The 25,447-nt window shown below is 66.6% G+C and carries 21 protein-coding genes and 3 tRNA genes; 13 read left to right on the forward strand and 11 right to left on the reverse strand.

The genetic code is table 11. The features are described 5' to 3' along the window. Positions 1 to 26 precede the first annotated feature (26 nt). Positions 27 to 704: a DsbA family oxidoreductase gene (locus ACFQZV_RS09210; RefSeq protein WP_378751859.1), complete on the forward strand. Its 678-nt coding sequence runs from the start codon at positions 27 to 29 to the stop codon at positions 702 to 704. Between the two features lie 4 nt (positions 705 to 708). Here ACFQZV_RS09210 and ACFQZV_RS09215 read toward each other — a convergent pair whose 3' ends face one another. Then, the gene (locus tag ACFQZV_RS09215) at positions 709 to 1,215 is read right to left on the reverse strand and encodes a glutathione peroxidase (RefSeq protein ID WP_378751861.1); all 507 of its coding nucleotides are present in this window, start codon (positions 1,213 to 1,215) and stop codon (positions 709 to 711) included. A 62-nt stretch (positions 1,216 to 1,277) separates the two neighbouring features. Here ACFQZV_RS09215 and dusB point away from each other — a divergent pair, with 62 nt between their 5' ends. The 5 genes from dusB to ACFQZV_RS09240 all read left to right on the forward strand — a co-directional run bounded on the left by dusB (position 1,278) and on the right by ACFQZV_RS09240 (position 6,591). Next, entirely contained in the window at positions 1,278 to 2,444 is a 1,167-nt protein-coding gene (gene dusB / locus ACFQZV_RS09220) for a tRNA dihydrouridine synthase DusB (RefSeq protein ID WP_378751863.1), read from the forward strand. Positions 2,445 to 2,454: 10 nt separating this feature from the next. Further along, positions 2,455 to 3,768, forward strand: a complete 1,314-nt coding sequence (locus tag ACFQZV_RS09225) for a deoxyguanosinetriphosphate triphosphohydrolase (protein WP_378752035.1) — start codon at positions 2,455 to 2,457, stop codon at positions 3,766 to 3,768. Next, positions 3,768 to 5,627, forward strand: coding sequence for a DNA primase (gene dnaG / locus ACFQZV_RS09230; RefSeq protein WP_378751865.1), 1,860 nt, complete (start codon positions 3,768 to 3,770; stop codon positions 5,625 to 5,627). Before ACFQZV_RS09225 ends, dnaG begins: the two co-directional genes overlap by 1 nt. Positions 5,628 to 5,670: 43 nt before the next feature. After that, the gene (locus ACFQZV_RS09235) at positions 5,671 to 6,456 is read left to right on the forward strand and encodes an ATP-binding cassette domain-containing protein (protein ID WP_378751867.1); all 786 of its coding nucleotides are present in this window, start codon (positions 5,671 to 5,673) and stop codon (positions 6,454 to 6,456) included. Positions 6,457 to 6,518: 62 nt separating this feature from the next. Then, a tRNA-Asn gene (locus tag ACFQZV_RS09240) sits at positions 6,519 to 6,591 on the forward strand. A 73-nt stretch (positions 6,592 to 6,664) separates the two neighbouring features. Here the strand turns inward: ACFQZV_RS09240 and def are convergent. Continuing rightward, complete coding sequence (gene def / locus ACFQZV_RS09245) at positions 6,665 to 7,231, reverse strand: peptide deformylase (RefSeq protein ID WP_378751869.1); 567 nt, start codon at positions 7,229 to 7,231, stop codon at positions 6,665 to 6,667. Between the two features lie 54 nt (positions 7,232 to 7,285). Here def and ACFQZV_RS09250 point away from each other — a divergent pair, with 54 nt between their 5' ends. Beyond that, on the forward strand, positions 7,286 to 8,380 hold the full coding sequence (locus ACFQZV_RS09250; RefSeq protein ID WP_378752037.1) for a DMT family transporter: 1,095 nt from the start codon (positions 7,286 to 7,288) through the stop codon (positions 8,378 to 8,380). A gap of 58 nt (positions 8,381 to 8,438) precedes the next feature. Next, positions 8,439 to 8,512, forward strand: a tRNA-Ile gene (locus tag ACFQZV_RS09255). A gap of 251 nt (positions 8,513 to 8,763) precedes the next feature. Here the strand turns inward: ACFQZV_RS09255 and ACFQZV_RS09260 are convergent. From ACFQZV_RS09260 to ACFQZV_RS09270, 3 genes are all read right to left on the reverse strand, one after another. Next, positions 8,764 to 9,816, reverse strand: coding sequence for a hypothetical protein (locus ACFQZV_RS09260; RefSeq protein ID WP_378751872.1), 1,053 nt, complete (start codon positions 9,814 to 9,816; stop codon positions 8,764 to 8,766). A 208-nt stretch (positions 9,817 to 10,024) separates the two neighbouring features. Then, positions 10,025 to 11,548, reverse strand: a complete 1,524-nt coding sequence (locus ACFQZV_RS09265) for a DUF5979 domain-containing protein (RefSeq protein WP_378751873.1) — start codon at positions 11,546 to 11,548, stop codon at positions 10,025 to 10,027. A gap of 106 nt (positions 11,549 to 11,654) precedes the next feature. Then, positions 11,655 to 13,658, reverse strand: coding sequence for a DUF262 domain-containing protein (locus ACFQZV_RS09270; protein WP_378751875.1), 2,004 nt, complete (start codon positions 13,656 to 13,658; stop codon positions 11,655 to 11,657). Positions 13,659 to 13,855: 197 nt separating this feature from the next. On the opposite strand from ACFQZV_RS09270, the gene ACFQZV_RS09275 reads away from it, so the two are divergent. Beyond that, positions 13,856 to 14,629: a hypothetical protein gene (locus tag ACFQZV_RS09275; protein WP_378751877.1), complete on the forward strand. Its 774-nt coding sequence runs from the start codon at positions 13,856 to 13,858 to the stop codon at positions 14,627 to 14,629. A gap of 191 nt (positions 14,630 to 14,820) precedes the next feature. Then, complete coding sequence (locus tag ACFQZV_RS09280) at positions 14,821 to 15,324, forward strand: DUF3145 domain-containing protein (RefSeq protein WP_378751879.1); 504 nt, start codon at positions 14,821 to 14,823, stop codon at positions 15,322 to 15,324. A gap of 138 nt (positions 15,325 to 15,462) precedes the next feature. On the opposite strand, the gene ACFQZV_RS09285 is transcribed toward ACFQZV_RS09280, so the two are convergent. The 6 genes from ACFQZV_RS09285 to aceE form a co-directional block, all read right to left on the reverse strand. After that, positions 15,463 to 16,701, reverse strand: coding sequence for a beta-ketoacyl-[acyl-carrier-protein] synthase family protein (locus ACFQZV_RS09285; protein WP_378751881.1), 1,239 nt, complete (start codon positions 16,699 to 16,701; stop codon positions 15,463 to 15,465). Positions 16,702 to 16,767: 66 nt separating this feature from the next. Further along, the gene (locus ACFQZV_RS09290) at positions 16,768 to 17,016 is read right to left on the reverse strand and encodes an acyl carrier protein (RefSeq protein ID WP_378751883.1); all 249 of its coding nucleotides are present in this window, start codon (positions 17,014 to 17,016) and stop codon (positions 16,768 to 16,770) included. A gap of 75 nt (positions 17,017 to 17,091) precedes the next feature. Further along, a complete protein-coding gene (locus ACFQZV_RS09295) occupies positions 17,092 to 18,093 on the reverse strand; it encodes a beta-ketoacyl-ACP synthase III (protein WP_378751885.1) in 1,002 nt (333 codons plus the stop codon). Then, complete coding sequence (locus tag ACFQZV_RS09300) at positions 18,090 to 19,004, reverse strand: ACP S-malonyltransferase (protein ID WP_378751887.1); 915 nt, start codon at positions 19,002 to 19,004, stop codon at positions 18,090 to 18,092. Before ACFQZV_RS09300 ends, ACFQZV_RS09295 begins: the two co-directional genes overlap by 4 nt. A 104-nt stretch (positions 19,005 to 19,108) precedes the next feature. After that, on the reverse strand, positions 19,109 to 20,320 hold the full coding sequence (locus ACFQZV_RS09305; RefSeq protein WP_378751889.1) for a PucR family transcriptional regulator: 1,212 nt from the start codon (positions 20,318 to 20,320) through the stop codon (positions 19,109 to 19,111). 8 nt (positions 20,321 to 20,328) lie between these two features. After that, complete coding sequence (gene aceE / locus ACFQZV_RS09310) at positions 20,329 to 23,058, reverse strand: pyruvate dehydrogenase (acetyl-transferring), homodimeric type (protein ID WP_378751891.1); 2,730 nt, start codon at positions 23,056 to 23,058, stop codon at positions 20,329 to 20,331. Between the two features lie 161 nt (positions 23,059 to 23,219). Here aceE and ACFQZV_RS09315 point away from each other — a divergent pair. The 3 genes from ACFQZV_RS09315 (at position 23,220) to ACFQZV_RS09325 (ending at position 25,447) form a co-directional block, all read left to right on the forward strand. Then, positions 23,220 to 23,292 (forward strand) — tRNA-Val (locus tag ACFQZV_RS09315). Positions 23,293 to 23,331: 39 nt separating this feature from the next. Continuing rightward, entirely contained in the window at positions 23,332 to 24,678 is a 1,347-nt protein-coding gene (gene mgtE / locus ACFQZV_RS09320) for a magnesium transporter (RefSeq protein ID WP_378751893.1), read from the forward strand. Positions 24,679 to 24,715: 37 nt separating this feature from the next. Further along, complete coding sequence (locus tag ACFQZV_RS09325) at positions 24,716 to 25,447, forward strand: zinc ribbon domain-containing protein (protein WP_378751895.1); 732 nt, start codon at positions 24,716 to 24,718, stop codon at positions 25,445 to 25,447.

A 25,447-nucleotide genomic window follows, 5' to 3' on the forward strand; every position in this document is an offset into this window, starting at 1 on the left:
CGGGATCCTGACCGTTTCGGGTTGTCGTGACTGAAACCATCAAGATCGACGTCTGGTCCGACATTGCCTGCCCATGGTGCTACATCGGCAAGCGCAACCTCGAGAACGGGGTCGCCGCCACCGACGGCGACGAGGACGCCCCTCGCGTGGAGGTGACGTACCACTCGTTCGAACTCGCTCCGGACACCCCCGTCGACTTCGACGGAGGTGAGGTCGAGTACCTCGCACAGCACAAGGGTGTGTCCGAGGCGCAGGCTCAGGAGATGCTCACGCGCGTGACCGGTGTCGCCGCCGACGCGGGGCTGGAGTATCGCTTCGACCTTCTCAAGCACACGAATACCGTCAAGGCCCACGAGCTGCTGCACTTCGCGAAGGAGAACGGCGCGCAACACGCACTCGCCGAGCGGCTGATGTCGGCCTACTTCACCGAGGGGCGCCACCTCGGGCAGAGCGATGAGCTTGTGGCGCTGGCCGCCGACGCGGGCTTGGACGCCGACGCCGCGCGCGAGGCGCTCGAATCCGGTCGGTTCTTCGACGCCGTGCAGGCCGACAAGGCGCAGGCTGCGGCCTACGGCATCAACGGCGTGCCGTTCTTCGTCATCGACGGCAAGTACGGCGTGTCCGGCGCCCAGCCGGCCGAAGCATTCAGCCAGATCGTGAGGCAGGTCTGGGCCGAGCACCAGGCGCCCGTCGACGCCGAATAGCCACTCAGCGCGGGAGGTTGCGCTCGATGACCGCGACGATTTCGGGGTCATCGGGCGTGGTCTTCGGCCGGAAGCGGTGCACGTCGCCCGAAGGCGTCAGCACGAACTTCTCGAAATTCCACAGCACCGGGCCTTTCTTGCCCTCTTCGTCGTGCGCCTTCTTCAGCGCCCGGTACAGGGGGGCAGAGCCGGGCCCGTTGACCTTCACCTTGTCGTTGACGGGAAAGCTGACGCCCCACGTGGTCGCGCAGTAGTCCAGGATCTCTTCCATCGACCCGGGCTCCTGGCCCATGAACTGATTGCACGGGAATCCGACGACGCTGAAGCCCCGCTCGGCGTAGGTTTTCTGGAGCTGCTCGAGCTGTTCGTACTGGGGGGTCAGACCGCACTTGGACGCAACGTTGACGACGAGCAGAACGGTGTCCTCGCCGTACTCGGCCAGCGTCGACGTGGTGCCTTCGGCGGTCTGAAACGGGATGCTGCGCAGGTCGGGCGTGGTCTGGTCGGTCATGGTCTCCAGCGTAAGCCGTGTGCGGGCGGCCGCGGGCCTGGCGGTAATGGGAGAATGGCGGGGTGAGTACCGCCCTTGCCCCTGCACGCACCCTGCGCATCGGGCCGATCCAGCTCGATGCGCCGGTGGTCCTCGCGCCGATGGCAGGCATCACCAACACCGCGTTTCGGAGGCTGTGCCGCGAGTACGGGGCGGGCCTCTACGTGAGCGAGATGATCACGTCGCGTGCGTTGGTGGAGCGCAATGCCGTCACGATGCGGCTCATCACGCACCACGAGTCCGAGACACCCCGCTCGATCCAGCTCTATGGTGTCGACCCGAGCACGGTGGAATCCGCGGTGCGTGTACTCGTGGAGGAAGACCGTGCCGACCACATCGACCTCAACTTCGGGTGCCCGGTGCCCAAGGTCACACGCAAGGGCGGGGGAGCAGCACTTCCGTGGAAGCTCGGTCTGTTCCGCGACATCGTCACGCGTGCGGCTCGCGCCGCCGGCGACATTCCACTCACCGTCAAGATGCGCAAGGGCATCGACCGTGATCACCTCACCTATCTCGACGCGGGGCGGATCGCGGAGGACGCCGGCGTCGCGGCGGTCGCTCTGCATGCCCGTACGGCATCGGAGTTCTATTCGGGTACTGCCGACTGGGAGGCCATCGCGCGTCTCAAGGAAGCCGTCACGAGTGTCCCGGTGCTCGGTAACGGCGACATCTGGTCGGCCGAAGACGCAGCACGGATGATGCTCGAAACCGGCTGCGACGGCGTCGTGGTCGGTCGTGGCTGCCTCGGGCGGCCCTGGCTGTTCGGGGACCTCGCCCGCAGGCTCGGGAGGCGGGATGCCGCGATCGGCGATCCCGTGGACGCTGACCTCAGGTTCGTCGCGAACGCCTTCCGTCGGCACGCCGAGTTGCTCGTCGAGTTCTTCGAGGATGAAGATCGCGGATGCCGCGACATCCGCAAGCACGCGTCGTGGTACTTCAAGGGCTATCCCGTGGGCGGCGACACGCGCGCCAGGCTCGCGACGGTCGGAAGCCTGGCTGAGATCGACGAGATCCTGTCGACGCTCGATCTGGATGCGCCCTACCCGGGCGAGGCGGCCGAGGGGCAGCGCGGGCGTGCAGGTTCCCCCAAGCGCACCGCGCTGCCCGACGGATGGTTGGACTCGCGCGTCCTCGGCGATGCCGCATCCCGTGATCTTTCTGAAGCGGAGCTCGACCACAGTGGCGGGTGAGTCGGTCACGATGCGTCCCGGTGGGTATGACGACGCGGATGCGGAGCGGTTCCACTCCGAGCGACACAGATCTCAGCGAGACGACTTCGCCCGCGATCGCGCGCGCGTACTGCATTCGGCGGCATTGCGTCGGCTTGCAGCGAAGACCCAGGTGCTGAGCCCGGCCAGCCCGGTGGACTTCGCCCGCAATCGGCTCACCCACTCACTTGAGGTCGCTCAGGTCGGTCGCGAGCTCGCGACCGCATTGCACCTCTCGCCCGACGTCGTCGACACCGCGTGCCTGAGTCATGATCTCGGACATCCGCCCTTCGGCCACAACGGCGAACGCGCCCTCAACGAATGGGCCGACGACATCGGAGGATTCGAGGGCAACGCCCAGACCCTGCGGATCCTGTCGAGACTCGAACCGAAGGTCGTCGGCGACCGAGGCGAGACCTTCGGGCTGAACCTGACCCGCGCGAGTCTCGACGCGACGTGCAAATACCCGTGGACCGCTGATCATCCGCTGCCCGACCCTGGCGGACGCCTCAAGTTCGGGGTCTACCCGGACGACGAGCCGATCTTCCACTGGATGCGCGAGGAAGCCCCCGGGCGCGTGCGGTGCATCGAGGCCGAGGTGATGGACCTGTCGGATGACATCGCTTACTCCGTCCACGACTTCGAAGACGCGGTGGTCAACGGTTATCTCGATCCGGCCGACTTGGTGGACTCACCGCAGCACGAGATGCTGCTCACCGCGATCCAGTCGTGGGTCGGATACGACTTCGCCCGCGACGAACTCGCCGACGCGCTGTACCGGCTCATGCGGATGCCGGAATGGATCACCGCGTTCGACGGCACCCGTGCTGCGCATGCCCGCCTGAAGAACCTCACCTCGGATCTGATCGGGCGCTTCGCACGGGCTGCGACCACGGCGACGCGCGAGGCCTACTCCGTCCCGGTCCTCACGCGGTACCGTGCTCACGTGGTCGTCCCGCGTGTGATCGAAGCCGAAATGGCGGTGCTGAAGGGCATCATCGGCGCGTCCGTGGTCTCCATCGAGGGCAGGAAGTCGCTCTACAAGGAGCAGCGACGGGTTTTGAAGCGCCTCGCGACGGCGCTGTGGGAGTCGCCTGACGCTCTCGATGCGATGTACCGGGTCGATTTCGCACACGCGGAGTCCGACATCGAGCGCCGACGCGTCGTCGTCGACCAGGTGGCGAGCCTCACGGACCAGATCGCGATCGCTTGGCACGGCAGGCTCGTCGGCGAGGTCGATGCCGCATCGATCGGAGTCTGGAGCCCGGGGTCTCGGGTGCCGGACCCCTCGGTCGGGCCGTACTGATGGCCGGACGCATCCGGCAGGCGGACGTCGACGAGGTCAAGGCGCGCACCAACATCGCCGATGTGATCGGTGAGCGTGTCGCGCTGAAAGCGGCCGGTGTCGGTTCGCTCAAGGGGTTGTGCCCGTTTCACGATGAACGAAGCCCCAGCTTCAATGTGCGTCCCCAACACGGCTTCTACCACTGCTTCGGATGCGGGGAGTCTGGTGATGTCTACTCGTTCTTGCGTGCCATGGACCACGTCAGTTTCCAGGAGGCCGTCGAGCGGCTAGCCGCCAAGATCGGGTACGAACTGCACTACGAGGACGGCGGTGCGGCACCGGACACGACAGGACGTACGCGCCTGTACGCGGCCAACGCCGCCGCAGCGGAGTTCTTCCGTAGCCAGTTGATGACTCCCGAGGCCGAGACGGCGCGCCGTTTCTTGGGCGAGCGGGGGTTCGATGCCGGTGCCGCCGCGCATTTCGGCGTGGGGTACGCGCCTCGTGGCTGGTCGGGGATGCTCTCTGTGCTGCGTGGTGCCGGCTTCACCGACGAAGTGCTGAGCGCGGCGGGTCTCGTCTCGCAGGGGCAGCGTGGCGTGTACGACCGGTTCCGCGGCCGTCTCGTCTGGCCGATTCGCGACGTCACGGGCCAGACGATCGGGTTCGGCGCGCGCCGACTGTTCGATGACGACAACGGCCCCAAGTACCTCAACACGCCCGAGACGACCATCTACAAGAAGGCTCAGGTGCTGTACGGGCTCGACCTCGCCAAGCGAGACATCTCGCGCGGACACCAGGTGGTCGTCGTCGAGGGCTACACCGATGTCATGGCGTGCCACCTGGCCGGTGTCACGACCGCCGTGGCGACATGTGGCACGGCGTTCGGCGCCGACCACATCACCGTCCTGCGCCGGGTGATGGGCGATGACACGACGGCGGGCGAAGTGGTCTTCACTTTCGATCCGGATGCCGCAGGTCAAAAGGCCGCGCTGCGCGCGTTCGCCGATGCCAAGCGGTTCAACGCTCAGACATATGTGGCGACAGGCCCGCAGGGACTGGATCCGTGTGATCTGCGATTGCAGCGCGGCGACGGCGCCGTGCGGGGACTGTTGGAGACGAAGTCGCCGATGGTCGAGTTCGTGCTCGACCAGCGGATCGCGGGATACGACCTGTCGAGCGTCGAAGGACGTGTCGGCGCGCTGCGTGCGGCGGCCCCGGTGGTCGCCGATCTGCGCGACCGCCTCGTCCAGCCACAGTACGTGCGCGTTCTGGCACGCCGCCTCGGGATGGACACCGAGGACGTGCGTCGTGAGGTGGAACGCGTCGGGCGTGAGCAGGGGCGACGCGCTGAGACCCCGCAGCGTCGGGAACACTCGTCGTCTGCCGGCCCCGAAACGCCGCTCGAGCGGGTCACCGTGGCGTCCCTGCCGCGGTCGCGTGATGTCGCCCTCGAACGCGATGCGCTCATGGGGTTCCTACAGTTCGGTCACCGGCTCGACACCGAGCTGGTGGACCGCGCAATCGAGGCACCGTTCCGGCATCCGGCGCTGGATGCCGTTCGCCAGGCGATCGCGGCGGCGCCCGATCGTGAGCGGGTGGGTTGGGCGATGGCCGCCATCTCCGCGGTTCGCGAGCCGTATCGGTCTCTGGGAGGCGAGCTGCTCGCCGCCGACTTTCCCGCGCTCACAGACGAAGCCGCGTTGTCGTCGACCACCGATCTCGCACGACGCTTGATCGGTCGCGCGCTGGAGTCGGAGAAGACCGAATTGCTCGGCGCCATCCAGCGCGTCCTCCCGGAGTCGGCCGAGGGCCGCGACATCCGTGTGCGACTGCGCGAGATCGATGCTGCTCGCAGACGACTCTCTGAAGAGTCGTGAGTCTTCGGTGGCGACCAGGGGCCGGAACCGGCAGGATGGCGGGATGAGCGGCATGACAGAGACACCCCGCCCGATCAGGGTCGTCGATCTCTCCATCGCTCGGGCGGGTCGACCGCGCTCCGAACGAGTGGTCGACGGTGCGACGTTCGAGGTTGAGTCCGCCGGGACCCTCGCGTTGATGGGCCCAACGGGCTCTGGCAAGTCCAGCCTGGCCAAGACGCTCGCCGGCGTGACCGACGCAGGTCTCGCCGTCGTCGGTGGCGATGCATGGGTCGAGGGGATCTCCGTGCGCCGACCCGGTCGGCGTCATCGCGTGCTCACCTATGTGGCCGGCTATCTGCCGCAGTCGGCGGGCGCGGCACTGCCGGCACGCCAGACCGTGTCGGAGGTCATCGGTGATCCGATCACCAGCCGCGATCGCAACGTCAATCAACGGGCGCTCGCGGTGCGGGTCGCATCCCTGCTCGACGAACTCATGCTGCCACTCGGTGCGGCGAACAAGTACCCCTACGAACTGAGCGCCGGCATGCGGCAGCGCGTCGCGATCGCGCGTAGCTTCGTCCTTCAGCCGCGCGTCCTCATCGCGGACGAACCGTTCGCGAATCTCGACATCGAGGTGCGCGAAGCGGTGCGCGAAGCCATCGTGCGGCGGCGACGCGACTACGGCATGTCGACCCTCCTGGTCACCAACGAGGCCGAAACGGCCACACAGTTGGACGCCCACGTGCTGGTTCTGCGCGCGGGACATGCCGTCGCGTACGGTCCGAGCGTGGACGATCTGCTGTGGACCCCCGGCAGCGGCGCAGATCGTCGACTGATCTCTACCTGACGTCGCGAGCACGCCTCGGCCTTTGCTAAGATGGTCAGGTTGCCTCGCGCGAGCGGGGCTCTTCCTCGGTAGCTCAATTGGCAGAGCAATCGGCTGTTAACCGATAGGTTCTTGGTTCGAGTCCAAGCCGGGGAGCGAGAGATCCGCGCTCATCTACCGCGACTCTCACCGAAGGCCCGGGCTTCCACCCCGGGCCTTTCTCGTGCCGTCAGGCGTCCAGATCGTCGACCCCGGGCATCCACGAGTTTCCGGGCCGCCCCCAGCCGCGCTTTCGCGCGATCTTCTGCGCCGTCTTCCAGTCACCGTCGCCCACGCGATCGATGTAGAGGATGCCGTCGAGGTGATCGAACTCGTGTTGCAGGATGCGCGCTCGCCACCCGTCGACTTCGAGGCGCATATCCGCGCCGTCGACATCCGTTCCTGTCACCAGCACAGCATCCGAGCGGCGCAGAGGGAAGCGCTCGCCCGGAAACGACAGGCACCCTTCGGACTCCTCGTCCGGGTCAGGCGCGCCCGGCTCGAGAGGACGCATCCACAGTTCCGGGTTGATGATGACACCCCGCCACGGCGCCCCCTCATCGTCCTCGTACGCATAAGTGAAGATCCGCAAGGGAACGCCGACCTGCGGGGCGGCAAGGCCGACCCCGGGCGCGGCATCCATCGTCTCGAACATGTCATCGACGAGAGAACGGATCTCATCGGTGACGACTTCGACGCGTGAAGCGGGGGCGTGCAAGACGGGATCGCCCATGATGCGGATCGGGAGAACAGCCACGCCTTGAGCCTAGTCCGCGACCTGTCCGAGTAGCCTCTTAGGGTGACGTGGGTGATGGGTGAGATCGACAACCTCAGCGATGTCGGAAACGCGCTGGCGGGTGTGTTCGCTGACCCCTCATTGCTGATCGGCATCCCTCTCGCGCTCCTCGGTGCCGTGTTCATGTCCTTCGGGGCCCAGTATCAACATCGCGGCGTGACGAAGGTCGAGCAGCTGCACGGGGGAGCAACGTCGGGAGGTCTGACGCTCGCTCAGCTCGGGAGGCTCCTGACGCGCCCGTCCTGGGTTGCCGGGTCGGTCATGCTGGGGTTGGCGATCGTCTGCCAGCTGGCGGCGATGTCATTCGCGCCACTGATCGTGGTGCAGCCCCTCGGCGCGATCGCCCTCGTGATCACCACGCTCCTGAACGCGCGGATCAGCGGACACCGGCCGACGAAACGTTCCGTGCGCGCGATCATCGAATGCACCGGCGGTATCTTCATCTTCGTCACGATCGCCGCGCTGGTGGCAACCGACCGGCCCGTCAGCGACGGCCAACTGATCACCATCCTGATCATCCTCGCCGTCGTGATGGTGATCTTCGGCGGGTTGTGGCTGTGGCTTCGCCATGGCATGAAGGCGCTGTTCTACATCGTCGGCGCCGGCGTGATGTACGGGTTCGTCGCGACCCTCGCGAAGGTCGTCATCAGCCGCATCCAGAGCGGTGATTTCGAATGGCTCACGCTGCTGTGCCTTGCTTCGCTGCTGATCGTCACCGCGGTCGGCGCCTACTTCGTGCAGTCCGCCTATTCGTCCGGGCCGCCCGACCTCGTGATCGCCGGGCTCACGGTGATCGATCCGATCGTGGCGATCATGATCGGACTGTTCGTGCTCGGTGAGGCGGCGAACGCACCGCTGTGGGCGTACATCGGATTCGGGATCGCGGGCATCATCGCCGTCATCGGTGTCTACGACCTCGCACGCAACCATCCGCAGGTAGTCAGCGAGAGTCAGGAGCTTCCGATCCAGCGGGGGAGCAGCGGAGCAGACATCGCGCACCCCACGACCGGCTCGGTCCGCGTCACCGAGGCGGTCGCCAAGGTGTGGCCGAACCCACCGGTCGACGATGACGATGACCTCCCACCCCGCTCGGACGGGCCGCATCACTGACGCGCCCCGACGAGGGGATCGCGGTGCGTGACGCGCCCGGTAGGCTCGTTGTCGACAGGGGGCGGTGGCCAAGCTGGTCAAGGCAGCGGGCTCATAACCCGACGATCGTGGGTTCAAGTCCCACCCGCCCTACAACAATCAATGCTCGGCGCGACGGGCTCCTCGGATTCAGGCTGAGATTCAGCTCCGGGCTCTGAATACCACTACCTCGTTCGATGTCGGGCGGAAGCTCCGAGTGCGTCGCGCCAGCGGTGCCGGAAGTCATGGCTCGCCGCGTTCCAGACGATTGCGGTCGGAGGGAGGCACGACAGAGGCGGGGTTCATGCGTCGCGCATGGAACCCCGCCCCTGATCGCGTGTGTGAAGCGACCGGTTCGGCCGACCTTATCGGTCGTCGTTGTGGTCGTCGTTCTCGTCGTCGTTGCCGGGCGCAACGTCGTCGCTTTCGTCCTCGATCGGACCGGCGTCGTCGTTTCCGCCATCGGTAACGATGTCGTCGTTCTCGTCGTCGTTTCCGCGACCGTCGTCACCGTTACTGGGAACGGTGTCGTCGTTCTCATCTTCGATGGGACCGGCGTCGTCGTTGCCAGGGCCGACGCCACGGTCGTCGTTGTCGTCATTGCCGACGATGGGAACGTCGGTGCGCCACTCGTCGTCGCGGGTGTTCACGCTCGCGTCCACCACGAACTCGTGCGTGCCGCAGTCGTCGACGTAGCCGAACTGCACGGTTGCGACGCGCTCGTATCGCACGGAAATGCCGACGTACTCCGTACCCGGAATGGACTCACCGAACTCTTCGGCACGCTCGATGTAGTCGTCGAGCGCCGTGAAAGCGCCCTCGCCGTCGATGTCGAGGCCCCAGCTGCGGACCTCCATGCCCCCGAGCACGATGCCCTCGTCGTTGAATCGCTCGGTCTGAAGCTCAACGTTGGTGGGGCTCATCGCGGTGAACAGCACGCGGGTGTTCCAGGTGTTCTGCAACAGCATCGGGTCGATCCCGCCGGCGGAGTAGTACTCATCCCATGGGTTACCGCTGTACATGATGGCGCGGCCATAGTCGTCGCTCCGCTCCGCGACGAAGTCGAACGTCAGAGCGTCACACGTCGGCTCAGGCTCCGGCTCCGGTTCGGGCTCCGGCTCAGGTTCGGGCACAGGGGCCGGAGTGATGTCCGTTGCCGGTTGCGCTGGCTGGGTGGCCGTGGGCTGGCAGTCGTCGCCGGCGGCCGCGTGTGCGGGGGCGCTCACGAACGCCGGCGCAACGATGAGCGCGGCGGCGACGGCGACGACGGTTCCGAGACGCTTGTTGCGTCCTCGAGCCACGAGGGCGAGTATTCCGCCACCGACGAGGAGCACGCCGAGTGCGACGAGGAGCGCGACGTCCATATCGTTGCCGGTGGTAGCGAGGAGACAGTCCTCGACGGGGTTGGTCAGTTTCACGGTGATGCCTCCATCGCATCGGTGGTGAGCTTGCGGCCTCGCGTCAACGCGCTGCCTGCAAGCGATTGTTGTTGTTCAATGTGGGTCTCATGCCGTCTTGGCGCAGGTGCGTGCCAAGATGGCACGCAGGAGTGTCAAGACTCGGGCGTGATGGCGGTGAACGTGGGTGGGCTCGAGTGCCATCTGCCCTACTGCTCGTGAAGTTCGCTCACGTCCTGCTCGTGCGTCTGCGCGATCCAACCGCCACGAACCCGGCTGCGATCAACGCCAGCGCCACGCCGATGGTCGAGGCGATGCTCGATGCTCCGCCGGTTGCGGGCAAGGTTGCTGGTGTCACCGAAGCGGCAGGCCCCCCACCTTCGGGCTCGGCGGGAGTCTGCGGCTCGACCGGTATCTCGGGCTCCACTGGAGTCTCGGGGTCTACCGCAGCGAACGAGTTGGTGACAGTCATCGAAGCGCCCTCCGGTGAGCTCAACACGACCGTCTGGGCCGGTGAGTATGTCACGTCCGCGCCGTGGGAATCGCGTTCCGTGACCGTGCATGCCGAGCCGAGGGGGATATCGCGAACCGTCACCGACGCGCCGGTCATCGCTTCTGCGGTGAACTCGAGAGAGCGTCCGTCTTCGGGATCGGTGCACGCGACGTCGAACTGGTACGTGACCGCTTCAGGTTCGTTCAAGGATCTCTTGGTGATGGTGAGGTCGGGGAGCGCGGATCCACCACCGGTGCCGCCGGCGTCTGATGTGTAGACGGCCGTGGAAGTGAGCACCTCTTGCAACCCTGTGACCGTGTTGCCGAACTCGGTGCCGCGTTGCGTTCCCTCAGGAACCGCTGTCTCGTACATGACCCAGTACGCGCCACCTGTGGGAATTTCGTCGGGGTAGGTCGGGAAGGTGAGCGTGAACGAACTCAGGTCACCCGAGACCGCGAGGTCGAGTTCTTCGTTCGTGTACGTGATGGTCGGAAGCGCGTAGATGTCCGCCGAGTTCCACTCGGCGGTGCGATACACCCTGAGGAACTCCGGCGCGTGCGTGAGCCCTCCATCATCGAGCGTGTCAGTGATCGTGATGGAAGGGGCGGTCGTGGCTGGCATGTAAACGACCCAGGTCATGTATCCGGGAAGGCCTTGGTTCGTCCACCCCGCCTTGTACGGTGACGTCGGGTAGGCGGTTCCGGCCGCGGGCGCGATGCCACCCGGTGGCATCGGGATCGAATACACCGTCCCCGAGGTCGTGGTGAAACTGATCGTCTCTTCAGTCGTTTCCTGCGTGGCACTCGCGCGAAGGAACATATGGAACGGTTCGATGCGCTCCCAGGTCGCGACCACGGCATTCGTCAGCTCGCAGTCGACACCGCTCGGTGCGGGCACACCGACGTCGCGCCAGGTCGTGCACGTCCCGACGACGACCCCGGCATCGGTGACAAGGGTGAACGGCGCCACTGCGGGGGCCATGACGTACAGCGGGAACTCGAATCCGAAGGTGTCACCCGGCTGCAATCCCGTCGGCAGGGTGAAGTCCAGGGTGAGACCGAACGTGCTCTCCTTGAGGATCGGATCCTCGGCGGTTGCCGGGCGTAGGCTGCCGTCGTCCTCGACATGTGCGAAGTGGGCCCCGGTGAGCACCGGTTCGATGACGATGGCGTGCGCTGGCATCGGTGCGCCGACGGCCAAGACACTGACGAGTGCGGATGCTCCGATGAGCGCGCAGAATCGACGCAATGAAGTTCGCATGCGGTTCCCCCCGACCACACGTGCGGATTCGTCCGAGTCCCCAGATGGCCGGTCCGCGAGCGAATCGTATCACCTCGCTTCCGGTGCCCCGATACTCGTGACTCGACTACATCGCGGCGGCGATGTAGGAATACTTGACGAAGACCTCGTGGGCGATACCCGCCTCTTCGAGAACACCCTGAACCGCGGCGAGCATGTACCTCGAGTCCCAACCCATGTACAAGTGGTGCTCGTCGTCGAGTTGATCCCATTGACCGTTCCACGAACGGCGGGGGTAGATCGGGCCACCGCGCTTCTCGTTGAACCGCTCGACGCTTTCGCGTGAGTCAGCCCACAGCCTCGAGAAGACACGATGGAAGAGGTACTTGACGTCGTGCACCTCCCAGTGTTCGCCGCGGTACTCCGTGTAGTCGAACTCACGGTCCCAGCCACGCGGCCATCCTCGTCGGCGAACGGCGTCGAGGATGGGCGTCAACCCGTCGTCGTCGATGGCCACGCGTGCGGGACGGCGCCAGATCTCGAGCATCCGCTCGGTCAGTGCGGCTGTTCGCGCGGCGATCGCCGCCGTTCCCCACTCCGGGAGCGCGGCGAGGTCGCGCGTATCGGGGATCGCGCTCTGCGCGTAGGCACCGCGTTTCTGCGGAAACGAGACGTCGATGACGCTTTCGGCAAGCGGTTCCTCGAGGAGCGCGAGGTTCCCGAGCGTCTGCGCCAGAGCGCGGTGGCTGTTCTGCTCGTCGTCGGTGTAGTCGCGCCACGTCCGTTCCCCGCCACCGGTCCACGCGTCACCCGGCGCGAGGGGAAAGATGTGCTCGACGTCCAACCCGCTCGGCGTCTCGGCGCCGGCCAGGCGGCCGAGGACGTAGGCAGCGTGCGGAAGATCGCGGAACTTCAGCGACACGCGGACGCGCTCATCCGACGGTGTGATCCGAGAGATGGCGTGGACGAAACTGTCCCGCCCTTGCGCACGCGCTCGGCAGAGTCGTGCGATGAGTCGTTCGTTGCCCACCCCGACGATGGTGCGTCGGAGCAAGAGCGATTGCAGTTGCTCGAGGGTTTCAACGAGGTCATCGTCGCCGATGATGCCGGTGCGATGATCGTGCACGGCGCGCAGTGCGAGCGGATACGCGGCGCGTCCGAAGGTGTTCAGGTAGCGCACGTGCGTGGATACGACGGCGGTCTCGGCGGTGGACGGGTCCAAGAGCATGCCGTACACCTCGGCGAACGAGCGCCACTCGCGCGCGTGGGCGCGGAGGGTGTCGACGTCGATGCGGGGAAAGCGTTCCCGGAACGCGCTGTACACGCCGTGCTCGCCCGCGACGGCGACCTCGCGACCGGTGAGCATCACCAGGTAGTGGCGCCAGAAGCTTCCGATCGCGTTCCCGGTCGCCTCTTCGATCGGCAGCCAGAACTCCTCCTCGATCTCGGTCTGCTCGGTGTGCGACAGTCCCATGAGGACGTAGTTGTGGATGAGCTCGTGGTCGCGCAGCGGCTCGCCGGTGGAGTTCAGGCTCGCGAAGATCTGTTGAGCGTTTGCGCCGCCGCCGAGGGTGATCGCCACGTGTTCGAGCCGACGAAGGCCCTGCCAGATCGCCGGAGCCTCGTCGGGCCCGACCTGGCTGCGGAAGAAGGCATAGTTGTCAGCGAACCGCGACTCACGCGCATCGGAGGACTCGCGTTGCTGATCGAGCACCACGTCCCGATACAGCTCCGCCCAGGCCTCGTGTGGACGAAGCTTTGTCTGCCCGGGGTCACCGGCGCGCGTGAGGACGGCGGCAAGTTCCGACGCCAATTCCGAATCCGTCTCGCGAATCGTGTGATGAAGGGCTGCGACGAGAAGCATGAGCGTCGTGATGCGCTGCTGTCCGTCGATGAGGATCAGATCGTCGCCGGCGGTGTCGTCGTGCGAAGCGAGGATCGAGCCGATGAAGTGCATCTCGCTGCCGGTCGCTCCCGCAACGGAGCGCACATCGGCCAGCAGCTGCTCGCACCCCCCGATGTCCCAGCGATATTGCCGTTGATAGACCGGAATCACGATCGACGTGTCGGGAGACGAGAGCCATTCGATCGTGTTGACCGCCGTGGCATCGATGTTGGTCGCCGTCGACATTTCGCGTCGCTCACCTCTCGTCACGTGTGCAGGCGCCGGGAAGACAGCCCCGACGCCACGGGGTCGAGTGTAGTCGCCGGGTCAGAGCTCAGCCGTGGGCGGGGTGCCTCCTGGGCACCCCGCGGGCGCCGAGATAGGCTTGCCTTAGTTGGGCCTGTAAAAACGCGCTGGCCCCGAAAGAAAGGCCGATCCACCTCATGGGTTACATCAAGTCCGCCGCTCTCGAAGAGACCGGCTATGTCGTCCTCGACAGCTACAACCAGGAACTCGATCCGAAAGAATGGCTCGACATCGAGTACAACGACTGGAAGTCCTCCGGTGACACCCGATTCGCGCCCCTCGCGAGTGCTTTCGGTGACATCGAGTGCAACGGCTTCTGGAACCACAAGCCGCCGCGCACCGACAAAGACGGTGTGTGGATCGATTCGCAGGTCGAGAAGGCACCGATCCTCACGCGCCGCGCTCAGGAGCCCGGTGCGAACGTGGGTCGCTGCCGTGTCATCGAGCTCCAGCCGACCCCGTACGGCGATTGCCTCTACAACCTCCACCAGGATGACAACAACCGTCTGAATCCGGACGGCACCGGCTGGGTCGTGCGGGGGTTCTTCAACCTCACCGACGACAAGGACAGCTACTTCGTCCTGCGCGAGAACCGCACCGACCCCGAGGGGGAGGTGCGCATCGCGCTTCCCGCGGGAGCGCAGCTGATCGTCGACACCCAGCGGCTGTGGCACGCGGCCACCCACAACGGTGACGAGCCGCGCTACTGCCTGATCACCTCCTGGACCTCGGGCCCGGAGCTCGACGCGTACATCGAGAAGTACAACGGTGTGCCGCACGTCGAGAACGTGCACGTGCCGCAAGACGTGCTCGACGCGGGGTACGCCGAGCAGGCGCGCAAGGACGCGGCCCGGGCGGCCTACTACGCCGCCAAGGGTCAGGCCGCAGTCAACGTCATGAGCGAAGCCTGACGTGACCCTCGAGGGCGCGGGGGCTTCGGCTCCCGCGCCCGTCTGGTTGTCCGAGGCAGACAGCGACACGCGCGAATGACACGCTTGTCATTACGAGGCGGCCTGGGTGATAATGGCCGCAGACAACCGAACATGCCAGATCCCGCTTATCAGGTCGTAGGGGAAGACGCACCTGATGAAACGGAGAGATCATGGCGACACCGCAAGCGCGGGGAGTGGTCTACGTCCACTCTGCGCCACGCGCACTATGCCCACACCTTGAGTGGGCTGTCGGGCGTGCCCTCGGACGGGCCGTCAACTTCGAGTGGGCCGATCAGCCGGTCCTCGCGGGCAGTAGGCGTGCGGAGTTCTACTGGGACGGCTCGGCCGGTACCGGTGCCGCACTGGCGACCGCGATCCGCGGGTGGGAACACCTCCGCTTCGAGGTGACCGAAGACCCCACGCCGCGTAGCGACGGCGGCCGGTGGATGCACACGCCGAGCCTCGGCATCCACTACGCGCAGACCGATGCTGCAGGCAACACGGTCATCGGTGAGGAGCGACTCCGTTACGCGATGGAGGTCGCCGCCGGTGATGCGATGGAGTTGCAGCGTGAGCTGCACGTTGCTCTCGGTGCCGCATGGGACGAGGAACTTGAGCCCTTCCGCCACGCCAGTGATGAGGCTCCTGTCGTCTGGCTCCACAAGGTCGGATGACCGCAGAGAACTTGGGCGACGGGAAGGCGTGATTAACGGCGACCGGTGAGGACTCCCGGAGCTGAGAAAGCGAATACCCGTCGTCCGAAACCACCGATGCCCCCGGTACCAGCCGGGGGCATCGTCGTGTGCGGGGGATCAGGCCGAAGCGAACGCCGCAACGGCATTGTGTCCGCCGAACCCGAACGAGTTCGAGATCGCCAGCTGGGGGCCGGCCCCGAGAGGCTGCGGGTCGCCGGACAGCAGGAACGGAACGGCCGGGTCCGGCTCCGTGATGTTGATGGTCGGGGGCGCCACGCGGTCTCGCAGGGCGAGCACCGTGAAGATCGCCTCGAGCGCGCCCGTGCCCCCGAGAAGGTGCCCCGTGGACGCTTTCGTCGCCGACACCGGGATCTCACGCACACGATCGCCGAACACGCTGTGCAGTGCCACGTACTCGTTGGGGTCGCCGACGGGCGTCGACGTGGCGTGGGCGTTGACGTGGGTGACGTCGTCGGGTGCGGCATCGGCCATCTCGAGCGCCATGCGTACCGCGCGCGCCGCGCCGGCACCTTCAGGATCGTTGGCGGTGATGTGGTACGAGTCGGCCGTGACGCCACCGCCCACGACCGCGGCGTAGATCTTGGCTCCACGAGCCTTCGCGTGCTCCTCGGTCTCGAGTACGAGCACGCCCGCGCCTTCGCCCATGACGAAGCCGTCACGATCGATGGAGCCGGGGCGTGACGCAGTCTCGGGGGAGTCGTTTCGCCGTGACAGGGCTTGCATCGAGGCGAACGAAGCGATCGTGATCGGGTGGATCGCCGATTCGGTCCCCCCGGCGATCACGACGTCGGCGTAGCCGGCGCGGATGTGTTCGACGGCGTTGACGATCGATTCGGTGCTCGACGCGCACGCGCTGGCTACGGTGCGCGCGTAGGCCCTCGCGCCGAAGTGAAGCGAGAGGTTGCCGGACGCCGCGTTGGGCATGAGCATGGGAACCGTCATCGGCATGACGCGCCGCGGACCCTTCTCGCGCAGAGTGTCCCAGGCGTCGAGCAGCGTCCACACGCCGCCGATCCCGGTGGCGAAGTCCACACCGAGCCGCTCGGGCTCGACGTCGGGGCTGCCGGCGTCGGCCCACGCCTCGAGGGCGGCGACCATCGCCAGCTGGGACGACGGGTCGAGGCGCTTGGCCATGGGGCGCTCGAGAACGGTCTCGGGACGCACCTGCGCTTCGGCGGCGAAGGTGACCGGCAGCTGGTACTGCTCGACCCACTCGTGCTCGAGCGTGCGGGCGCCCGAGGCTCCGGCCAGCAGCGCGGACCAGCTCTCGGATGCGGTTCCACCGATGGGGGATGACGCCCCGATTCCGGTGACGACGATGCGTGACGTGGTCATGTGGTTAGCGTTCCTCGTGGGATGAAGCCGGTGGGGGCCCTCAGGCCCCCACCGAAGGTGATGCGCTTACGCCTGGTTCGACGTGATGAAGGTGACGGCGTCGCCGACCGTCTTGAGGTTCTTGACCTCGTCGTCGGGGATGGTCACTTCGAACTTCTCCTCGGCGTTGACGACGATCGTCATCATCGAGATGGAGTCGATGTCGAGGTCGTCCGTGAACGACTTCTCCAGCGCGACCTCTTCGGCCGCGATGCCCGTCTCGTCGGTGATGAGCTCGGCGAGTCCGGCGAGGACCTCGTCGTTGCTGAATGCCATGGGTATCTCCTGTTTCTTCGGGGTTCGCGGACCCGGTTCGGGCCGGTTGTCAGTCTAGGGTTGCCGGCGGCATCCTCACGGAAGGACGACCACCTGCGCGCCGAACACGAGGCCGGCGCCGAAGCCGATCTGCAGGGCGAGACCGCCGCTGATCTCGGGGTGTTCTTCGAGAAGGCGGTGTGTGGCGAGAGGAATCGATGCCGCCGAGGTGTTCCCCGTCGTCTCGATGTCGCGCCCGATCACGACGGTATCGGGCAGTCCCAGCTGTTTGGCGAACTCGTCGATGATGCGCATGTTCGCCTGGTGGGGCACGAACGCGGCGAGATCGGATGCGGTGACTCCGGCGGCATCAAGTGCTTCGCGGGCGACCTTCGCCATCTCCCAGACGGCCCATCGGAACACTGTGGGGCCCTCTTGGCGCAGTGTCGGCCACGGGACTTCTCCGTCACGGAACTGGGTGAGTGTGGCGTTCATCCCGACGGCGTCCGCCTTCGAACCGTCCGAGCCCCAGACAGTCGGTCCGATACCCGGCGTGTCGCTCGGCCCCACGACGACAGCCCCAGCCCCGTCTCCGAGAAGAAACGAGATGCTCCTGTCGGTGGGGTCCACAACGTCGCTCAACTTCTCAGCTCCGACGACGACGGCGTAGCGCGAGATTCCCCCACGGATGAGGGCATCGGCCTGTGCCACGCCGTACGCGAAGCCTGCACATGCCGCGTTGAGGTCGTAGGCCGCCGCCGGGTTCGCCCCGATGCGGTCGGCGACGATCGCGGAGACGGACGGAGTCTGCTTCGGGTTGGAGATCGTCGCCACGATGACTGCGTCGATCTGGGTCGGATCGACGCCCGAGCGCTCGACGGCCTCCGCGGCGGCGGCTGCGGCCAGATCGATCGCGGTGGTCTCGGCGACCGCACGCGCGCGCGTCACGATGCCCGTTCGCTGCCTGATCCACTCGTCGCTCGAGTCGATCGCGGCGACGAGATCGTCGTTGGGGACCGCGTTCTCTCCGCGTGAGGCACCGTAGGAATAGATCCGGGTGTGCGCGGGCCCTGCGGGCTGAACGAGCGTCGGTATCATGCGGATTCTCCTGTCACGAGGGCTTCGGCGGCGGCGACGTCGCCCGGGGTCTTCACTGCGACCGTGGGGACACCGCGCAACGCACGCTTTGCAAGCCCCACGAGGGTGCCCGCGGGTGCGAGTTCGATGATGCCGGTGACGCCCGCCGCGGCGAACGATGTCATGCACAGATCCCATCGCACCGGAGATGCGACCTGCTCGACCAGCAGTCGCGCCATGGCCTCACCTGTGTCGACAGGCGACCCGTCGTTGTTGGTCCAGACGGTGACGTTCGGATCCGCCGTCGTCACATCGGAGAGCGCTTCGCGGAGTGCCTCGACGGCAGGCGCCATGAACTGTGTATGGAAGGCGCCGGCGACCTGGAGCGGGATGACGCGCGTCCCCGGTACGGGGTCTGCTGCCAGCGCCGCAAGATTCGGGGCGGCTCCGGCGACGACGAGCTGGCCGCCGCCGTTGTGGTTCGCCGGCGCGAGATCGAGGGCTTCGAGCCTCGCCATGATGGCCGCTTCGTCGCCGCCGATGACAGCGGACATCCCGGTCTCGACCGATGCGGCGGCCTCGGCCATCGCTCGACCGCGGAGCGAGACGAGGCGCATGGCGTCTTCTTCGGAGAGGATGCCGGCTGCAGCGGCGGCGGCGAACTCACCGACAGAGTGTCCGGCGACGCCCGCGACGGCGTTGCGCCCGGGGAGCGCGTTCCACGACACCAGGCTCGCCGCGACGATGAGGGGCTGAGCCACGTGCGTATCCCGGATGCGGTCCGCATCCCATTCGGTTCCCGCTGCCAGAAGGTCGATCCCGCTCCACTCGCTGTAGCGGGCGAGACGCTCGCGGGCGCCGTCGACGTCGAGCCACGGGGTGAGAAAACCGGGGGACTGGGAACCCTGTCCGGGGAAGACGGCAATGATCACTCGTCCATCCTGCCAATCATAGGTGCGCGATTTCTGGCGTCATCCGCAAAAGAATGCCGGTGAGCTTTGTCCGTGGCGTACAAGGCATGAGTGTGTCGGATGCCTCAGCCTGTGGGGCGCCGCGGCTTCGGCCGACGACGGGTCGTGTCGGTGCCGATCGATCCCAGGATCAGCGCCGTCTGCAGGATCAACGCTTCGCGCGGACCGGTCGCATCCCAACCGATCACCTCGGAGACGCGCTTGAGGCGGTACCGCACCGTGTTGGGGTGGACGAAGAGCTCGCGGGCAGTCGCTTCGAGCGAGCGCCCGTTGTCGAGGTAGCTCCACAGCGTCGTGACGAGATCGGTGCTGTGCGCCTGGAGAGGGCGATAGATGCGCTCGACGAGTGTGTGCTTCGCCAAAGGATCCCCCGCCAGCGCGCGCTCGGGAAGGAGATCGTCTGCCTCGACCGGGCGAGGTGCGTGGCGCCAGGCGCGTGCGACCGCAAAGCCTGCCAGCGCGGCGCGGGCGCTTTGGCCGGCGTCGACCAATGCCGGTACCGGCGGGCCCAAGACGAGGTGTCCGGGTCCGAATCCGGGCTCGAGGCGCTTGGCGATCTCGGCGAAGGGCAGCTCGGCCGGGGAATCCTCACCTTTCGCCATTTCGGCGCGTCCCACCACCAGGACGAGCCGCGAACCCTGCACGCCGATCAGAACATCGACATCGAGCTTTCGTGCGGTGCGGCGCAACTGGTCGACATCGAATTGGGGTGGCGTCGTTCCGACGAGGACGGCGACCTCGCCGTGACCGTGCCAGCCCAGTGCGGCGATCCTGCTCGGCAGTTCTTCATCCGCTCCGCCGGTGAGGATGGAATCCACAACCAGCGCCTCGAGGCGTGCATCCCATAACCCGCGGGCCTCGGCCGCCCGCGCGTAGACGTCTGCCGCGGCGAACGCGACGTCGCGGGAGTAGAGCAGGATCGCCTCGCGGAGATCGTCGCCCTTTCCCGCCACCCGCTCCTCGGTCACCGCAACCGTGACGCGGATCAACTGCAGCGTCTGCTGGAGGCTGACGCTGCGCAGCAGCTCACGCGGGGCCGCGGCGAAGATGTCCGCGGCGATCCACGGTGTGGATGTCGGGTCGTCGTACCACTGGATGAAGGACGTGATGCCCGCCTGGGCGACGAGCCCCACGGCTGAGCGCCGCGCCGGGGGCATGTCCGCGTACCAGGGGAGCGTGTCCTCCAGTCGCTTGATCGTGACGGTCGCGATATCCCCCGAGATCCGTCTCAACCAGGCGAGGGTCTCGGCCTTGTCCGCCGCGCTGGTGCCGGCCATGGCGCCGATCAGCTCTCGCCGCCGGCGTTCCCGCTGGTGCCGGCCGAGACATCGTGCAAGCGGTACTTCTCGATCGCCTGGGCCGCGAGCGCGCCGTCGACCGTGCCTTCGGCAGCCAGGGCCTGCAAGGTGCGGACGACGAGCGACGGGCCGTCGATGGTGAAGAACCGACGCGCCGCCGCGCGCGTGTCCGAGAACCCGAATCCATCCGCGCCGAGCGTCCAGAAATTGTGCTCGACCCACGGGCGAATCTGGTCCTGGACGGCGTTCATGAAGTCGCTGACAGCGACGACCGGTCCCGGGGTGCCCCGCAGCTTCTCGGTGATGTACGCCGTGCGTGGCGGTTCCTGCGGGTGCAGGAAGTTGTGACGATCGACGTCGAGACCGTCGCGGCGCAGCTCGGTCCACGAGGTGACCGACCAGACATCCGCATGCACTCCCCAGTCGTCGCGCAACAGCTGCTGCGCTTCCATGGCCCACGGCAGACCCACGCCCGATGCGAGCAGCTGGGCGCGCGGGCCGTCCCCCTCCGACTGCGAGACGCGGTGGATGCCACGCACGATGCCGTCGACGTCGACACCCTCTGGCTCTGCGGGCTGCACGAGCGGCTCGTTGTACACCGTGAGGTAGTACATGACGTTGGGATCGGGGTGTTCTCCGCCGTACATCCGCTCGATACCCGACCGGACGATGTGGGCGATCTCGTATCCGTATGCAGGGTCGTACGAGACGGTCGCCGGATTGGTCGCCGCGAGGAGGTGCGAATGACCGTCGGCGTGCTGGAGGCCTTCGCCGGTGAGAGTCGTGCGTCCTGCAGTCGCACCGATGATGAAGCCACGCGCCATCTGGTCGCCGGCTGCCCACTGGGCGTCGCCCGTGCGCTGGAAACCGAACATCGAATAGAAGATGTAGACCGGGATCAGCGGCTCGCCGTGGGTGGCGTAGGACGTACCCGTCGCGGTGAACGCGGCGACCGCGCCCGCTTCGTTGATACCGACGTGCATGATCTGGCCCTGAGGGCTCTCCTTGTAGGCCAGGAGCAGCTCGCGGTCGACCGAGGTGTAGTTCTGACCGTGGGGGTTGTAGATCTTGGCGGTCGGGAAGTAGGCGTCCATCCCGAATGTGCGTGCCTCGTCCGGGATGATCGGCACGATGCGGTTGCCGAAGCCCTTCGCGCGCAGGAGGTCCTTGAGCAGACGGACGAACGCCATGGTGGTGGCAATCTCCTGCGTGCCCGACCCCTTCTTGGGCAAGGCGTATGCGGAGTCGTCCGGCAGATCGAGTCCCACATGGTGGGTGCGGCGCTCGGGAAGGTATCCACCCAACGCCTCGCGACGTTCCTTCATGTACTGGATCGTCTCGTCCGCGTCACCGGGGTTGTAGTACGGCGGCAGGTACGGGTTCTCCTCCAACTGTGCGTCCGAGATCGGGATGCGCATGGAGTCGCGGAAGTGCTTCAGGTCTTCCAACGTCATCTTCTTCATCTGGTGGGTCGCGTTGCGCCCCTCGAAGTGGTGCCCGAGGCCGTATCCCTTGATCGTCTTGGCGAGGATCACCGTGGGTTGACCCTTGTGCTCGGCGGCAGCCTTGTAGGCGGCGTACACCTTGCGGTAATCGAGACCCCCGCGACGCAGGTTGCCCCAGATCTCGTCGTCGCTCCAGTCCTTCACCAGAGCAGCCGTTCGTTCGTCGCGGCCGAAGAAGTGCTCGCGGATGAAGCCGCCGTCCTCCGCACGGTAGGTCTGGAAGTCGCCGTCCGGTGTCGTGTTCATCAGTCGAACGAGCGCGCCGTCGGTGTCGCGGGAGAGCAGGTCATCCCACCCCGAACCCCACACGACCTTGATCACGTTCCACCCCGCGCCGCGGAAGTAGCTCTCGAGCTCCTGGATGATCTTTCCGTTGCCGCGCACCGGGCCGTCCAAGCGCTGCAGGTTGCAGTTGATGACGAAGGTCAGGTTGTCCAGTCCCTCGTTCGCCGCGACCTGCAACTGCCCGCGGCTCTCGACCTCGTCCATCTCGCCGTCGCCGAGGAATGCCCAGACGTGCGAGTCCGATGCATCCTTGATGCCCCGGTTGGTGAGATATTTGTTGGTCATCGCCTGATAGATGGCATTGATCGGTCCCAGACCCATCGACACGGTCGGGAACTGCCAGTAGTCGGGCATGAGGCGGGGGTGCGGGTACGAGGGCAGGCCGTTCGGAGCGGCCGACTTCTCCTGACGGAACCCGTCGAGCTGCGCCTCGGAGAGGCGGCCCTCGAGGTACGACCGTGCATAGATTCCGGGCGAGGCGTGCCCCTGGATGAAGATCTGGTCGCCGCCGCCGGGGTGGTCCAGGCCTCGGAAGAAGTGGTTGAAGCCGACTTCATAGAGCGAAGCCGACGATGCGTAGGTCGAGATATGTCCACCGACCCCGATTCCGGGTCGCTGCGCGCGGTGGACCGTGATCGCGGCGTTCCAGCGGATCCAGCGCCGGTAGCGACGCTCGAGTTCTTCGTCTCCGGGGAAGGCGGGCTCGGCATCGGGGGAGATCGTGTTGATGTAGTCGGTGGTCGGCACCTGCGGGACGTTCAGTTGCAGGTCACGCGAGGTCTGCAGAAGGCTCAGCATGATCTCCCGGCCGCGTTCGTGACCGCGAGCCTTCACGAGATCCTGGAGTGACTCGCGCCACTCCGAGGTTTCTTCGGGGTCGCTGTCCAGCGGCTCCTGCGAGTACGGGTCCTGGTCGTTGACAGTCACGCGAGACCTTTCGTCGTTCTGGCAGGTCATGCCAGGTATTCGCAACAGATGCGGCGCCACGTTGTCGTTCACGCACAAAGCACCGGTGGCTAGCCTACTCACTCGGCCGCGGTGCGGCGCGCAGTCCGGAACGGTTCGTCGACGCCGTAGACTCGTCGCACGGGCCTTTAGCTCAGCTGGTAGAGCACCTGGTTTACACCCAGGTTGTCGTCGGTTCGATCCCGGCAGGGCCCACAACAGCATCGCGTCAACATCGTCTGCAAAGATGCGCCCATGGACGACGAGTTCGAACTGCTCCTCGAGCGCATCACGCCAGCGCTGCGCTCCCATGACCTGACTGCTCTGCGGCAGATCGTTCGTGAGCAGGACGCGCCGGAGATCGTGCGTCTGCTCGAGCGTGAAGACGATGCCGATCGAGCTGTGCTCTATCGATTGCTTGCCCGCGACCAGGCCCTGGAAGTCTTCGAACTCCTCGACGGCACCATGCGTACCGAGCTCTTCGCAAGTCTTCAGGGAGAAGACGTCGCCCGCGTCTTCGAAGCGATCGATCCCGACGACCGCGCACAGCTCGTCGATGAGCTTCCCGCGGGCGTCGCGCAGAAGCTCATGCGGGGGCTCTCGGCGCGTGAGCGCGAGCTCACCGCGCCCATCCTGGGGTATCCGCGCGGCAGCATCGGGCGCTTCATGAGCACCGAGTACGTCCGGCTACAGCCCCACCTCACCCTCGGTGATGCCCTGACCCATGTGCGGTATCGAGGAGCAGGTGCGGAGACCATCTACACGCTTCCGGTCACCGACGCGCAGCGTCGTGTGCTCGGCGTCGTCGGTTTGCGCGATCTCGTCATGGGCGCGGGTGATCGGCTCGTCCAAGACGTGATGACAGATGCGCGTCACGTCCATGCAAACGAGGACGCGGAACCCGCCGCGCGTTCCGTCGTCAATGCGCAGCTGCTGGCCGCACCCGTCGTCGACAGCGAGGACCGACTGCTCGGGCTTCTGACGGTCGACGATGCTGCCCGCATCCTCGAGGAAGCCGATGATGAGGACGCCGCACGTCAGGGGGCGTCGGAACCGCTCCGACGTCCGTACCTGACGACTCCCGTCCTGCGCATCGTGCGCTCGCGCGTGGTCTGGCTGCTGGTCCTGGCTGTCTCGGCACTGTTCACGGTCGGCGTTCTCGGCTTCTTCGAGGAGTCGCTCGAGAAGGTCGTCACCCTCGCGCTCTTCGTTCCGCTCCTGACGGGGACCGCAGGCAATACGGGCGCGCAGGCTGCGACGACGGTGACGCGCGCCCTCGCGGTGGGTGACGTGAGCGCCCGGGATGCGCTTGCCGTCGCCTGGCGCGAAGTGCGCGTCGGCGCGCTCCTCGGCGGTCTGCTGGGGCTGCTGGGCTTCGCGCTGGCAAGCATCGTCTTCGGACTACCGCTGGGCGCTGTCATCGGACTCACCCTTCTCGGCATCTGCACCCTCGCAGCCACGGTCGGTGGGGTCATGCCGATGCTCGCTCGCGTGGTCCGCGCGGACCCGGCGGTGTTCAGCACCCCGTTCATCTCGACGTTCTGCGATGCGACGAGCCTCATCATCTACTTCGCGGTCGCCACGTGGATCCTTCAGCTCTGACACCGTTCGCGGTCGCTGCTCGCGGTAGGTTTGTCGGGTGAATGCCAGTCCCGCGGATCAGCTTCGGCTCCTCGACCTCGCCGACCTCGATGCTCGAATCAGCCGTGCGCAGCATGCTCGGGCGAACCCGCCCCAGGCAGCTCGAGTCAGGGAGCTCCTGGGCGAACGACAGCGGTTGTCGCAGGAGCTGACGGTGCGCCTCGGCATCCGCGATGATCTGCGGACCGAGATCGCACGGATCGAATCCGATGTCGCCGTCGTCGATGCGCGCCGGACACGTGACGAATCTCGGCTCGCGGCGAGCACCAGCCCGAAAGAAGCACAGGGGCTCGAGAGCGAGTTGCAGGCGCTGGCCCGTCGCAAGAGCACTCTCGAGGACGCGGAACTCGAGGCGATGGACCGCCTCGAACAGGCGGAGGCCGCGGTCGCCGAACAAGAAGAACTGATCACGGCGACCAACGCCGAGGGTGCGGAACTCTCGGCCGAGGCGAAGCGTCTCGTCGCCGACGCCGACGCGGTCATCGATGCCGCGACGAGAGATCGCGACGTCGTCCGCGCGTCGGTACCGGAGGCGTTGTTCGCGATGTACGAGCGGGTCGCGGCGCGCACCACGGGGGCCGCGCTCCTTCGGCGCCGCACGTGCGAGGGGTGCCGCATGGAGCTGTCGGGCACGGATCTCGAGAAGTTGCGTACCGCGTCGGACGACGCGGTCGTCACGTGCCCCGAATGCGGCTGCATCCTGGTGCGCACGGAGGAGTCCGGACTCTGA

The organism is Microbacterium koreense (assembly GCF_042677105.1).
Classification (GTDB): Bacteria; Actinomycetota; Actinomycetes; order Actinomycetales; family Microbacteriaceae; genus Microbacterium; species Microbacterium koreense.

Coding starts and splice junctions, on each gene's coding strand:
- ACFQZV_RS09215 (WP_378751861.1), bottom strand. CDS start 1,215: ATGACCGACCAGACCACGCCCGACCTGCGCAGCATCCCGTTTCAGACC.
- ACFQZV_RS09225 (WP_378752035.1), top strand. CDS start 2,455: ATGCGTCCCGGTGGGTATGACGACGCGGATGCGGAGCGGTTCCACTCC.
- dnaG (WP_378751865.1), top strand. CDS start 3,768: ATGGCCGGACGCATCCGGCAGGCGGACGTCGACGAGGTCAAGGCGCGC.
- ACFQZV_RS09235 (WP_378751867.1), top strand. CDS start 5,671: ATGAGCGGCATGACAGAGACACCCCGCCCGATCAGGGTCGTCGATCTC.
- ACFQZV_RS09250 (WP_378752037.1), top strand. CDS start 7,286: ATGGGTGAGATCGACAACCTCAGCGATGTCGGAAACGCGCTGGCGGGT.
- ACFQZV_RS09265 (WP_378751873.1), bottom strand. CDS start 11,548: ATGCGAACTTCATTGCGTCGATTCTGCGCGCTCATCGGAGCATCCGCA.
- ACFQZV_RS09270 (WP_378751875.1), bottom strand. CDS start 13,658: ATGTCGACGGCGACCAACATCGATGCCACGGCGGTCAACACGATCGAA.
- ACFQZV_RS09275 (WP_378751877.1), top strand. CDS start 13,856: ATGGGTTACATCAAGTCCGCCGCTCTCGAAGAGACCGGCTATGTCGTC.
- ACFQZV_RS09280 (WP_378751879.1), top strand. CDS start 14,821: ATGGCGACACCGCAAGCGCGGGGAGTGGTCTACGTCCACTCTGCGCCA.
- ACFQZV_RS09285 (WP_378751881.1), bottom strand. CDS start 16,701: ATGACCACGTCACGCATCGTCGTCACCGGAATCGGGGCGTCATCCCCC.
- ACFQZV_RS09290 (WP_378751883.1), bottom strand. CDS start 17,016: ATGGCATTCAGCAACGACGAGGTCCTCGCCGGACTCGCCGAGCTCATC.
- ACFQZV_RS09295 (WP_378751885.1), bottom strand. CDS start 18,093: ATGATACCGACGCTCGTTCAGCCCGCAGGGCCCGCGCACACCCGGATC.
- ACFQZV_RS09305 (WP_378751889.1), bottom strand. CDS start 20,320: ATGGCCGGCACCAGCGCGGCGGACAAGGCCGAGACCCTCGCCTGGTTG.
- mgtE (WP_378751893.1), top strand. CDS start 23,332: ATGGACGACGAGTTCGAACTGCTCCTCGAGCGCATCACGCCAGCGCTG.